General features: G+C 51.9%; 12 protein-coding genes. 3 read left to right on the top strand and 9 right to left on the bottom strand.

Annotated elements, in window-relative coordinates; all coding sequences use genetic code 11:
• Nucleotides 1-54 precede the first annotated feature (54 nt).
• The 6 genes from ydjG to BV390_RS17040 all read right to left on the bottom strand — a co-directional run bounded on the left by ydjG (nt 55) and on the right by BV390_RS17040 (nt 6,528).
• Nucleotides 55-1,038, bottom strand: coding sequence for an NADH-dependent methylglyoxal reductase (ydjG, locus tag BV390_RS17065; RefSeq protein ID WP_085397135.1), 984 nt, complete (start codon nt 1,036-1,038; stop codon nt 55-57).
• Between the two features lie 9 nt (nt 1,039-1,047).
• The gene (locus BV390_RS17060) at nt 1,048-1,995 is read right to left on the bottom strand and encodes a sugar kinase (RefSeq protein ID WP_032688212.1); all 948 of its coding nucleotides are present in this window, start codon (nt 1,993-1,995) and stop codon (nt 1,048-1,050) included.
• Between the two features lie 4 nt (nt 1,996-1,999).
• Nucleotides 2,000-2,836: a ketose-bisphosphate aldolase gene (locus tag BV390_RS17055; RefSeq protein WP_032695835.1), complete on the bottom strand. Its 837-nt coding sequence runs from the start codon at nt 2,834-2,836 to the stop codon at nt 2,000-2,002.
• Nucleotides 2,837-2,860: 24 nt separating this feature from the next.
• Nucleotides 2,861-3,904, bottom strand: coding sequence for an NAD(P)-dependent alcohol dehydrogenase (locus BV390_RS17050; protein ID WP_085397134.1), 1,044 nt, complete (start codon nt 3,902-3,904; stop codon nt 2,861-2,863).
• A gap of 17 nt (nt 3,905-3,921) precedes the next feature.
• Entirely contained in the window at nt 3,922-5,301 is a 1,380-nt protein-coding gene (locus tag BV390_RS17045; RefSeq protein ID WP_032688215.1) for an MFS transporter, read from the bottom strand.
• 150 nt (nt 5,302-5,451) lie between these two features.
• Entirely contained in the window at nt 5,452-6,528 is a 1,077-nt protein-coding gene (locus BV390_RS17040; RefSeq protein ID WP_085397133.1) for a zinc-binding dehydrogenase, read from the bottom strand.
• Nucleotides 6,529-6,839: 311 nt separating this feature from the next.
• Between BV390_RS17040 and chiD the strand changes: the two genes are divergently transcribed.
• Nucleotides 6,840-8,093 carry a chitinase ChiD gene (gene chiD, locus BV390_RS17035; protein ID WP_085397132.1) on the top strand — a complete coding sequence of 418 codons (1,254 nt, stop codon included), beginning with the start codon at nt 6,840-6,842 and terminating at the stop codon, nt 8,091-8,093.
• Nucleotides 8,094-8,317: 224 nt separating this feature from the next.
• On the opposite strand, the gene BV390_RS17030 is transcribed toward chiD, so the two are convergent.
• Both BV390_RS17030 and msrB read right to left on the bottom strand, forming a co-directional pair.
• Nucleotides 8,318-8,596, bottom strand: coding sequence for a YeaC family protein (locus BV390_RS17030; protein ID WP_032688219.1), 279 nt, complete (start codon nt 8,594-8,596; stop codon nt 8,318-8,320).
• Between the two features lie 44 nt (nt 8,597-8,640).
• Complete coding sequence (gene msrB, locus BV390_RS17025; RefSeq protein ID WP_004860809.1) at nt 8,641-9,054, bottom strand: peptide-methionine (R)-S-oxide reductase MsrB; 414 nt, start codon at nt 9,052-9,054, stop codon at nt 8,641-8,643.
• A 339-nt stretch (nt 9,055-9,393) separates the two neighbouring features.
• Here msrB and gapA point away from each other — a divergent pair, with 339 nt between their 5' ends.
• Both gapA and BV390_RS17015 read left to right on the top strand, forming a co-directional pair.
• Nucleotides 9,394-10,389 (top strand): glyceraldehyde-3-phosphate dehydrogenase, encoded by a 996-nt coding sequence (gene gapA, locus BV390_RS17020; protein ID WP_004860805.1) that lies wholly within the window; start codon nt 9,394-9,396, stop codon nt 10,387-10,389.
• Between the two features lie 87 nt (nt 10,390-10,476).
• Nucleotides 10,477-11,364, top strand: coding sequence for a D-hexose-6-phosphate mutarotase (locus BV390_RS17015; protein ID WP_032700235.1), 888 nt, complete (start codon nt 10,477-10,479; stop codon nt 11,362-11,364).
• Nucleotides 11,365-11,455: 91 nt separating this feature from the next.
• On the opposite strand, the gene BV390_RS17010 is transcribed toward BV390_RS17015, so the two are convergent.
• Nucleotides 11,456-12,913, bottom strand: a complete 1,458-nt coding sequence (locus BV390_RS17010) for a DASS family sodium-coupled anion symporter (protein ID WP_004860800.1) — start codon at nt 12,911-12,913, stop codon at nt 11,456-11,458.
• Between the last annotated feature and the right edge of the window lie 15 nt (nt 12,914-12,928).

Below are 12,928 nucleotides of genomic sequence, written 5' to 3'. Positions count from 1 at the left end.
GAATCACAGATTTTAATGTTATTTCACACAGAAACAGAGGTCAATACATCAATCTTATTTCGTCTCCAACGCTTCCGCCACTCGCCTCATCAACAATGAGTCCTCATCGGTCAGGGCAATGGTCAGGGCGTCGACATTTTCACGCACCTGCTCTGGCGCCGTTGCGCCGCTCAACAAAGTGATTAAATCGCTTTGCTTTAAAATCCACGCGAGCGCCAGTGCGGGGATAGTACAGCGATATTTATCACAAAGCGGCTGCCACTGCTCAAGCATATCAATCACCCGCAGCATGTTTTCACGCTGGAACCAGACTTTATTGGCCCGCGCACCGCCCGGGATATAATCTCGCGCGATAGTGCCCGTCAGCAGTCCCTGCTCAAGCGGTGAATAGACCTGTAACACGATGCCATGCTGCTCGCATAACGGCAGTAGTTCTGCTTCCAGCGCTCGATCGAGAATGCTGTACTTAGCCTGCACGATATCCAGCTCGCCATGCCTGAGATACTCCCTGATATGCCCGGCATCCACGTTAGCCGCACCAATTGAACGTATTTTCCCCTCCTTCTTCAGCTCGTTTAGCGTGCTGACGGTTTCAGCAATCGACGTAAAAAAGGGTTCAACCGACTGCCAATGGGTCATATAAATATCGATGCTTTCGATGCCAAGTCTTTGCAGGCTGGCATCCACCTCCTCCCGAATCGACTCGGGGGTAAGGTTTTTATACAGCTGGCGATCGCCGACTTTATTAAACAGACTGCCCGTACGCTCCCAGACAATACCGCATTTGGTTTCAACCACGATCTCGCTGCGCGGCAGGTGCTTCAGCGCCTGACCGACAATGACTTCGCTGTTACCGAAGTTGTAGCCTGGCGCGGTATCAATCAAATTAATGCCGCAGCGATGCGCCTCAACAATGGTGTCGATACAAATCTGCAGGTCGAGATCGCCGTTCCATGCCGGGCCGCCGCCAATGGCCCATGTCCCTAATCCCATGCGAGAAAGCGTAATATCCGTACTGCCTAAAGGAATCATATTCATCTGCCGCTATTACCCTTCGTATTCGTCGAGAAGTTGTTCAACCAGCTTTCTGTTTTTCACGCCCGTCGTGGCGCCCACGCTAAGCACCGAGATCGCAGCCGTTGCGTTAGCAAACAATGCGCACTCGCGCAGCGGCTTACCTTCAAGCAGCGCGGAGATAAATCCCGAGGCAAAGTTGTCCCCCGCGCCGATGGTGTCGATGGCGGTAATTCCTGAAACCGCCGGAACCTCCATCTTCATATCAGCACGCTTAATAAAGCAGCCTCTCTTGCCGGTCTTAATGACCACCGTTTTCACGCCGCAGCTCAGGAAACTGTCGGCAATCTCATTCAGCGTCTCTTTGCCGGTGAGCAGTTTTGCTTCGGCAAAATTGGGAAACAAATAATCTACGTAGCTCAGCGCCTGTCGAATATCTTCCAGCGTTTCGTTAAGCCGCGGCTTAATCATATCGGCACAAATAATTAATCCGTGCGCTTTCGCCTGAATGAAAATCTCCGTTAACGCTTTACCGTCGAGCAGCGGACTATTAAAAATACTCGCCAGCGACAGCAGCTTTGCCTGAGAGAAGCGGTCAAAATCGACATCATTAATATTCAGCTTCCACAGACTGCCGTTGCGGTTAGTCACAAAAGTACGCTCGCCATCAGCGGTAACTAAGCCCACGTTGATTGAGGTATCAATTTCGCCATCCTGCCTCAGACTGTGAATATCAATATTCTCACGCCGGCAGTGCTCTACTATAAAATGCCCGGCAGCGTCATCCCCTATCCGGCTAATTAACGCGGTACGATGACCAAGACGAGAAATAATAGTCGCTTCATTAATTGCGTCTCCCCCGGTGGTCATGGCGATTCGTTCTAAAGGATAAGAGTCGACATCAAAAATATTTTTACTCACCGGCTGTAAGGGAATATCAACGATTGCCGCCCCTATACAAATAACCTCGATATGATCCATATTGTCATTCCGCTTTACCGTCAGAGCCAAACAGTTTGATTTTCTCCAGCGCGCGCTGTTTTACCGCTTTGCGGACTTCGCGCTCAACGTGCAGGAAAGGCTGATTCTGGTTCTCCTGCACAGCCGACATTGCCGCCTGACACAGTTCAGTGTGGATATTGATTTTCGAAATACCTAATGAAATGGCCTTCTTAATATCCGCATCGCTAATGCCGGACGCGCCGTGCAGAACCAGCGGCACGGAAACCGCCTCGCGCACGCGTTTAACCACATCAAAATTCAGTTTCGGTTCAGAAGTATAAACGCCGTGCTGGTTGCCAATCGCCACCGCCAGTGAATCGCAGCCGGTACGCTCGACAAATTCCGCAGCCTGATCCGGGTCGGTATAGTGATAGCCCGCCAGCGCTTCTTCGTAGACCGTTTCATTCCCCACGTGCCCCAGCTCCGCTTCGACCGGAACACCCAGCGGATGGAAGTAGTCCACCGCCTCTTTGGTCAGGCGAATATTCTCTTCGAAATCAAAGGCGGATGCGTCGCGCATCAGTGAATTCATGCCGTGGGCCCAGGCGTTGTGGATAATCTCCATACTGCGCCCGTGATCCCAGTGGGTGATCACCGGTACCGAAGCCTTTTTCGCCATAGAAACCATCATATGCGAAAAATCTTCAAACGAAGTATTTCCCACAAATCCGGTGCCGAAAGAGATAATCACCGGTGATTTAGACTCTTCCGCCGCATCAATTACCCCCATTAACATTTCTGCATTCCACACGTTAAAGTGGGCAATCGCATAATGTTTATTCTGAGCATCGTTTTCCCAATATTTAATATCTGCCAACATGGTTGTTTCTCCCTTTCCAATAAATTAATGATTAACTTTAATAACGCCTTTAATAATTTCGCGTTTGTTGTTAACGGATTCATCAAACGCGCGCTGAACATCCTCATAATCGTAAATATGTGTCACCATCGACTTCACATCGAAACGCCCGGAAGAGATAGCTTCAATGGTGACCGGATAGCGGTTGGCATAGCGGAAGACAGTCTGAATCGAAACTTCACGGTTAATCTTGAGGAAGTTAATCGCTGAATCGCCGGGAACCGTACCGACGATCATGATTTTTCCCCCACGCATAACCAGATAGGGTGCCTGCTTAACGGTGATGGCCGAACCGGCAGTTTCGAAAACGATATCGGCCCCCATCTCGCCGGAGAACTGCTGGCAGCGCGCAAGGGTGTCCTCGTTTGCCCCGTTGATAACGGTTTTGGCCCCGAGCTTCCCGGCCATGGCAAGGCGTTTATCCAGCACATCAACGACAGCGATGTCGGTTGCGCCCATGCACTTACACGCCTGGAGGGTCATTAAACCAATACAGCCTGCGCCAAGAATAACGATCTTCTTACCCGGCTTAACGTCCGCCAGCATCGCAGCGTGCATACCGACCGCAGCGGGTTCCACCAGCGCCCCTTCCATGGTGTCCATGTTATCAGGTAGCCTGTAAGTGAAGCTCTCTGGATGGCACAGATAGTGGGTTAGCGCGCCGCGGTAATTAGGCTGCGTGGCCATAAAGTCAACGTCGGGACAAATATTATATTTCCCCTCCAGGCAGTAGCGGCAGTGGCCGCACGGCACGCCGGGTTCAATATTCACCCGTTCGCCCGGCTTAAATTTGCTAACACGATTTCCTACCGCTACCACCGTACCGGCGCATTCGTGCCCCAGGCCAATTTCCTGATGGGGATCTTTCGGCGGAATAAAGGGGCCGGACTCAAACCCGTGAACATCTGAACCGCAAATACCGACGTATTCAATTTTGATCAGCACTTCATGTTCTTTGGGCACCGGGATATCGGCAGCAATAATTTTCATTGTGCCCGGAGTTTGCAATATCGCTTTCGAATTTTTCATTTTATTTCCTGTGAATATTATTTACTGGTAACTGCATCAATACCGAGACTTTCGACAGAGACGCCTTTGGTTTCAATTCCGATAGTAGCGATAGCAATAGCGACAATAATTGAGACGGCCCCCAGTAGCACAAACACCCCCGTCACGCCGTAAGCGCTAAGCAATACCGCAACTGCATAGGGCGCAGCGATACCGCTGATTCGCCCGACCGCGTTCGCCAGGCCAGAACCGCGGAGCTTCGCTTCGGTTGGCCATATTTCCGGGACATAAACCGCAGAGGCGTAACAAACGTACATATAGACAAAAGTAATCAGGAAGAAACCAATTAACGTAATCAACAGCATGCTAGTTTGCAGCGAGTAGATATATCCCAGGACGGCAATTAACACTAACAGTCCCACCCCCATGGTCTTTCTGGGTATTTTATCCATCACCAGCATGGCAATAAAAATCCCGAACGGTGCGCCGAACATACTCATGGTATTTAAAACAATAGAGTCTTTCAGATTAATTCCCTGGGTCATAAATATCGTCGGCAACCAGTTAATCAAGGTGTACTGCACGACATTCATGGCAATCAGTACGAAGGAACCTAAAATAACCCGTCTGAGTAATACGCCCGTTAACAAGGCCGAATAGGGAACGGCACGCGGCGGTTTTCCGTCATCTTCGAGAGCCACCGGCGGCAGCGGCTTGCCCGTCTGCTGAACCACACCCTCTTCAATGGCCAGCATCACCTTTTCAGCTTCCGCATAGCGTCCGCGAGACTCCAGCCAGCGGGGCGATTCAGGGAAACTGCGCCAGGCAATAACGGTGGCAATCAGCGACAGCACGGCAGGGATCAGCAATTGCACGCGCCAGTTCCATTCCGCGCTAATTAGCGGCGTTAATCCCATTGCAATCAGTGAACAGAGTGGATAGGACCAGTTGCCGATGAACGAGACCCGACTGGACCAGGTGCCACGATTTCTACCGGGCATATATTCAGTAAAACCGGCAAATAAGGTCACCAGCAGCGCGCCTAATCCCACTCCCATGACAAAACGGCAGGCGATCAGGAAGTTCATATTCGGGGAAAACGCCCCGACGACCATGGCAATAATATGAATCGCTTCATACAGAATGAACGCGTTTTTACGGCCGATCTTATCGCCAATGATGCCGCCGCCGAGCGCCCCAAGAAACATTCCCGCCGTCGTCATGGCGGAAAACGTAGCGGTAGTAGAATTATCAGTCCAACCGAGTTCTTTTAACTGCGCAAGAATTAACCCGCCGACGGCATTACTCCAGCAGACCAGTAGTCCGAAAGCGACCATGGCAAACATCGTAGTGTGCCAGCGACAGTCAGGCAGGCGATCCAGCCTGGCGCCGCAGTGCGGTTTTGCTATCTGTTCCATCCGAAAACCTTCCTTAATATGCCCTGAATAATTCGAGTTGAAGGAAGGCGGCAATTGAACGAAACCCGATGAGCTTACGGTAGTAAGTGATTCGGGTGAGCGAACGCAGCCAGCACACCTGCAACTTGCTGTATGACGGGTATAAATGGATTATTTATCAAAGTCGTAAGTCATAATGACCTTAATCGCGGTTTTATCGACCATGGCGTCAAAACCTTCGCGCCATTGCGACAGGCCAATGCGGTGAGTAATCATCGGCTTGACTTTGATCGCGCCGCTGGCGAGCAGGCGGATGGCGTTGCGCCAGGAAGTGGAGTCATAGGCCATATGGCCAATAATGCTTTTATTCCAGGCGGTGATGTCGTTGATGGAGAAGTCCAGCGGTTTGAAGCCCATACCCACGCGAACCACTTCACCGTTTGGACGCAGCATTTCTATAGCTTGTTTGAGGGCAATATTGGCGCCCGAACATTCGATGACCAGCCCCAGATTGTCTTTACCGCAGATATCCTGACAACGCGCGACCACATCTTCGGTCGAACCGTTGACCACTGCCGTCGCGCCCAGCGCTTCAGCAATCGGGAAGCGCACCGCCACATCCTCTTCCAGCCCAACCATCACGATATTGACGGCCCCCATAATGCGCGCCATCTGTACGGAAAAGAGCCCTAATGGGCCGGTACCGAAAATCACGACATCCTGACCGGGAAGAAATTTGGATTGCTGGGCGATAGATTTGTAGGCGTTGCAGATAGGATCCAGCACAGCGGCTTCTTCATAATCAACACCCTGCGGGATTTCCCACAGCGCATGACGGTGAATTTTGAGGATTTCCCCCGGTACCAGGCAGTATTTCGAGAAGCCGCCCCCCCAGGTATTGTTGTCCAGACCGAGGTTGACTTTTTCTGTACAACACAGAAAATCACCTTGCTCGCAGGCAGGACAAACGCCACAAACGTGTCCGCTGTTGTCAGAAACCACCCGCTGACCAACTTTCCAGTCTTTAACCTTGTCACCCACTCGCACAATTTGACCGGCGAATTCGTGACCACGAACCGAGTTGAATTGATCGGATCCGCTATCAACATTGTAGTGTTTCATGTCCGCACCACAGATGGCCGCTGCTTTGATTTCAATCACTACGTCGTCCGGGCCACACTTTGGTTCTGGTACGTCAATCAACTTATAGCCGCCAAAGGCCTTACCAAATCTTGCCAGTGCTTTCATTGCCTCTTCCCTTATGTTTGGTGTGCTTCAGTGACAGCAATACTTAACCACAAAATCTTTAAGGTCAATGTGAAATCTTTAAAAAGCAGATATTGATCTGCTTTTCACAACTTAGATCACAAATACGCCTGCGCAGTTTCAGGGAATGACGCAAGAGAGGGACGGCTATCGCAACGCTCATACAGCCGTGAACCTCTTCGCAGTTTTACTCTGCGGAAGATGCTAGTCTTTACTGGCTGTTTTTTCGCCACGCCATTTACGTGGCGTGTTTGTTTTTCAATGTCACTTTTTTAAGTCAAAGAGGATCTGATATGAAGCTTTTGCCTTTACTGGCAGCATTACCCCTGCTCTGCGCTTCCGTGGTCTCCGCCAGCTCCCTGATGTCCGTCGGCTACTTTAACGGCGGCGGCGACGTCACTGCCGGTCCCGGTGGCGATATCGATAAGCTGGACGTGCGGCAGATAACCCATCTCAACTACTCGTTTGGTCTGGTCTATAACGACGAAAAAGACGAAACCAATGACGCTTTAAAAGATGCCAGCAAGCTGCATCAGATTTGGCTGTCGCCGAAAGTAGAGGCTGATCTGCAGAAAATCCCGACATTGCGCCAGCAGAACCCGAATCTGAAAGTCCTGCTTTCCGTCGGCGGCTGGGGGGCGCGCGGATTCTCCGGCGCAGCGGCGACGAAGGAATCCCGGGCGGTGTTTATTCAGTCCGCGCAGGAGATTGTTGAAAAGTATGGTCTGGATGGCATCGATCTCGACTGGGAGTATCCGGTCAATGGCGCATGGGGACTGGTCGCCAGCCAACCGGCCGATCGCGATAACTTCACGGCCTTACTGAAAGAGCTGCGCGCGGCATTTGGGACGAAGAAACTGGTGACCATCGCCGTGGGCGCTAACGCAGAGAGCCCGAAAAGCTGGGTGGATATCAAAGCGATTGCTCCGTCGCTCGACTATATCAACCTGATGACTTACGACATGGCCTACGGTACCCAGTACTTCAACGCCAACTTGTACGATTCAACCCGCTGGCCGACGGTAGCGGCTGCGGATAAGTACAGCGCCGATTTTGTGGTCAATAACTATCTCGCCGCCGGTTTAAAACCGAGCCAGATGAACCTGGGGATCGGCTTTTATGGCCGGGTGCCAAAACGCGCCCTTGAGCCGGGTATCGACTGGACGAAGCCGGATGCGCAAAAAAATCCCGTCACTCAGCCGTGGTTCGGACCACAGCAAATCGCCCTGTTTTTATCGCTGGGCTTTGATCTGACTAAAGACACGTACGTGAAATATAACGACATCGTCGAGAAAATGCTTAACGACCCGCAAAAACGCTTTACCGAACATTGGGATGATGAGGCGAAGGTGCCGTGGCTGTCGGTCCAGTCGGCAGACGGCAAAGCGCTGTTCGCATTGTCGTACGAGAATCCGCGTTCGGTGGCGATAAAGGCTGATTACATTAAGCAAAAAGGTCTGGCGGGGGCTATGTTCTGGGAGTATGGCGCCGATGACCACAATCAGCTGGCGAAGCAGCTCGCGACATCGCTTGGGATTAAACATTAATCGGCGATCGGCCGTCGGGTGATTGAGCGGCGTCTTACCCGAGTTGTCAATTGTCACAACCTTGCCCGGTAGCGGCGTTGCCTTACCGGGCCTACGTCATTCAACCTCAGGCCCGGAAGGGTGACTTAACGGGCCTGCGCTATCCAACTACAGGCCTGCCGGAGTTGCCTTAACGAGCCTGCGCTATCCAACTACAGGCCCTGAGCCGGGCATCAGGCGCTGGGCTACTGCATTTTCAGCGTTGCAATCGGTTTGGGCGCGATGCCAAAATCTTCTTTCAACTGCTGCTTGCTCTTCATCACCATCTGGCCGTTGGTGTCGATGGTCATGTGCTGCGCGTCGCTGTTATGTCGCGCCTGATAAAGCATCACCAGCTGCAGGCTGTTCTCTTTCTGCCCGGAAGTTAAGGCCACACCATCCGGCCATTTTCCCAGCTCCACCGCCGTCACCAGGCGCTGATACACTTCCGGCGTCATACTGTCTATTATTTGCTCGATTTCCATGGTCCGCTCAACTCCGCACTGGAATAATTTGCTGAATCGTTTCTTTAGCCTTTAATCTGCTCGCCATTATCGTCGTCATTGAAGCTTAATGAGGCCGAATTGACGCAAAAACGCTCCCCCGTCGGCTGCGGTCCATCGGGAAACACATGTCCCAGATGCGCATCGCAGTTTCCGCAGCGAATTTCAGTGCGCTGCATACCGTGAGAGTAATCGTTCAGATAGCGAATCGCCTCCTCGCTTACCGGCTCGTAAAAGCTCGGCCAGCCGCAGCCTGAATCATACTTCGTTTGCGAGTGAAACAGCGGCGCGTCGCATACCAGGCAGTGGTAGACGCCGTCCCGTTTGTTATGGAGCAGTCGTCCGGTGAACGGCGGCTCAGTACCGTGATTCTGCGTCACGTAAAACTGCATCTCGCTCAAATTTTTTTTGAGCTCGTCCGAGGAGGGTTTATTCGCCATGTGCTTGCTTCTCACTGTGAAAGGACAACTTTACGCCTCGATTCTAACAAAACATTAACAATGAAGCGTGGACTTTTGTTCTAAACTTATTCGATGCCAAAAGGCAGCCCAGATAATTGTGATTAACATCACATTTTTATCTTTAACGCCCTTTAAAATTCCGGGCGCGGCCCCAATATGGAATTGGGCTCAAAGGGAGAGTGAGGCAAAACATTCGAGCAAAGGTATGCTCAGGATTGATTTGTCGCAATGATTGACACGATTCCGCTTGACGCTGCGTAAGGTTTTTGTAATTTTACAGGCAACCTTTTATTCACTAACAAATAGCTGGTGGAATATATGACTATCAAAGTAGGTATCAACGGTTTTGGCCGTATCGGTCGCATTGTTTTCCGTGCTGCTCAGGAACGTTCTGACATCGAGATCGTTGCAATCAACGACCTGTTAGACGCTGACTACATGGCATACATGCTGAAGTATGACTCCACTCACGGCCGTTTTAACGGTACCGTTGAAGTGAAAGACGGTCATCTGATCGTTAACGGTAAAAAAATCCGTGTTACCGCTGAACGTGATCCGGCTAACCTGAAGTGGAACGAAGCAGGCGTTGACGTTGTTGCTGAAGCAACTGGTCTGTTCCTGACTGACGAAACCGCTCGTAAACACATCACTGCTGGCGCGAAAAAAGTCGTTCTGACTGGCCCGTCCAAAGACAACACTCCGATGTTTGTTAAAGGCGCTAACTTTGACAAATACGAAGGCCAGGACATCGTTTCTAACGCATCCTGCACCACCAACTGCCTGGCTCCGCTGGCTAAAGTTATCAACGACAACTTCGGCATCATCGAAGGCCTGATGACCACCGTTCACGCGACCACCGCTACTCAGAAAACCGTTGATGGCCCGTCTCACAAAGACTGGCGCGGCGGCCGCGGCGCAGCACAGAACATCATCCCGTCCTCTACCGGTGCTGCTAAAGCCGTCGGTAAAGTACTGCCAGAACTGAACGGCAAACTGACCGGTATGGCGTTCCGCGTTCCGACTCCGAACGTATCCGTTGTTGACCTGACCGTTCGTCTGGAAAAAGCAGCGTCTTACGAAGAAATCAAGAAAGCAATCAAAGCGGCTTCTGAAGGCGCAATGAAAGGCGTTCTGGGTTACACCGAAGACGACGTTGTTTCTACCGATTTCAACGGCGAAGTTTGCACTTCCGTGTTCGATGCTAAAGCAGGTATCGCACTGAACGACAACTTCGTGAAACTGGTTTCCTGGTACGACAACGAAACGGGTTACTCCAACAAAGTTCTGGACCTGATCGCTCACATCTCCAAATAAGTTGAGATGAGACATTGATCCAAAAAGGCGACTTCGGTCGCCTTTTTTTATGGCTTCACGTTTACGGCTAACCTTTAGGATTGCACCATGATTAACAAAATTTTTGCTCTCCCGGTAGTTGAACAACTTACCCCTGTCCTCTCCCGCCGCCAGCTTGATGAGCTGGAGCTTATCGTTGTTGACCATCCGCAGGTGAAAGCCTCCGTTGCGTTTCAGGGCGCGCACCTGCTCTCCTGGAAACCGGCTGGCGAAGAAGAAGTGCTGTGGCTCAGCAACAATACGCCATTCAAAAACGGCGTGGCCCTGCGCGGCGGCGTGCCGGTTTGCTGGCCGTGGTTCGGCCCGGCGGCGCAACAGGGTTTACCGTCCCATGGCTTCGCCCGCAACCTGCCGTGGGCGCTGAAAGGCCACGATGAAGATGAAAGCGGCGTGATGCTGACCTTTGAACTAAAAAGTAGCGATGCAACCCGCAAATACTGGCCGCACGAATTTACGCTCTATGCGCGTTTCAAGCTGGGTAAAACCTGCGAGATCGAGCTGGAAGCGCACGGTGAATTTGAAACCACCTCCGCACTGCATACCTACTTCAACGTCGGCGACATTGCGGCAGTGAAGGTCAGCGGTCTGGGCGACCGTTATATTGATAAAGTGAAAAATGCCGAAGAAGGCGTATTAAGCAACGGAACAGAGACCTTCCCTGACCGTACCGACCGCGTCTATCTGAATGCCGAAGCTTGTAGCGTGATTCACGACGCTGCGCTGAACCGCAACATCGATGTTGTCCACCACCACCACAGCAACGTAGTAGGCTGGAACCCAGGCCCGGCGCTCTCCATCAGCATGGGCGATATGCCGGATGACGGGTACAAAACCTTTGTTTGTGTCGAAACCTGTTGCGTCACCGAAGCGCAGAAAACCAGCGAAGAGAAACCGTCTCGCCTGGCGCAAACTATCCGTGTGGTAAAACGAGGCTAATCCCTTCCACTCCCGATTGCCGGGAGATGAGGGATTAAAAACAGGGCGATATCGCCCTGTTTTGTTTGCTGACACTCGTAACGTTTTTCCGTTACCAGAATCCCACCAGTTTCATCCACGCGCCCCCCAACACTAACCAGATAGCAATAGAGGCCAGCGATACCACGAAACTGACTCCCCACCACTGCCCTGTCGTGTTATATCCCGAGCCAAACAGCGCTGGCCCCGGGCCCCCGGAGTATTGCGTGAGCCCCATCGACAAATTAGAGGTATACCCCAGCACCAGCGCGGCAAAAAGCGGCGGTACGCCGACGGAAACGGCCACGGCAAGAAACGCCAGATACATCGCGGAAATATGCGCCATCGCCGACGCGAAAAAATAGCGGGTGTAGAAATAAACCACGACAAGCAGTAAAAAAACCGTTATCCATTCGAAGTGACCGACATAGCCGACAATTCGCTCAGATATCCAGCTAATCATGCCGTACTTATTGAGCGCATTTGCCATCATCACCAGTACGGCAAACCAGAACATGGTGTCCCAGGCCGTTTTTTCTTCAATAATATTCTTCCACGACATGATGTTGCTGATAAGCAGCACCATCAGCCCAATAAACGCCGAAAGCGTCGCGGGAATCGAAAAGAAAATATCACCGACGGTCCATAGCAAGATCAGCAGGACAAAATCAAACGCCAGAATTTTTTCTGCCAGCGACATCGGTCCCATTTTGCGCAGCTCTTCCCGGGCAATCGATGGTATCTCCGGCGTCTTCTTCAACTGCGGCGGATAAATCGCGTAAATCACCAGCGGCAGCAGGATCAGTGAGACAATCCCCGGAGCGATGGCCCCGACAAACCACGTCGTCCAGGTGATCTCTATTCCCTGGCTTCTTGCCAGTTCGGCGACCAGCGGGTTACCCGCCATTGCCGTTAAAAACATGGTGCAGACGATGGCATCGATCTGTGAAACGCAAATCATTAAAAAGGCGCCGGCTTTTCTCGCCGTCGCGCCAGGTTCTGACTGGTACGCCGTGGCAATGGACTGCGTAATCGGGTACATAATTCCGCCGCCCCTCGCTGATGCCGAGGGGATCCCCGGTCCGAGGACGACATCTGACAGCGCCAGTCCATAGGCAACACCCAACATGCTGGAACCGCATTTAGAAATAAACCACAGCGCCACCCGCTTACCCAGCCCGGTCTTGATCACCGCCCGGGAGATGAACATAGCGATACCAATCAACCAGATAGTACCGTTGGCAAATCCGGATAACGCCGCAACTTTGTCGCTTTTACCCGGCGAGAGAGGCGTCACGCCCAAAAACGCGGAGACGATCAGCGCAATCATCGTCACCGCCCCCATCGGGAGCACCTTAAGAATGATGGCAAAGATAGTGGCGGCAAAAATGGCAAACATTTGCCATGCGTGGAGGGCGAGTCCATCAGGCGGCGGAGTAAACCAGATAATAACGCCGAAGAGTATCGTGAGAATCGCTTTCCACAGCGGGAAAGCCAGCTTCACATCCAGAGGCTTGTTCAGTTCAGTCATGTAAATCTCCTTTTT

Source organism: Klebsiella sp. YJ (assembly GCF_002108615.1).
GTDB lineage: Bacteria > Pseudomonadota > Gammaproteobacteria > Enterobacterales > Enterobacteriaceae > Klebsiella > Klebsiella planticola.
This window is presented reverse-complemented; position numbering and strand designations above follow the sequence as displayed.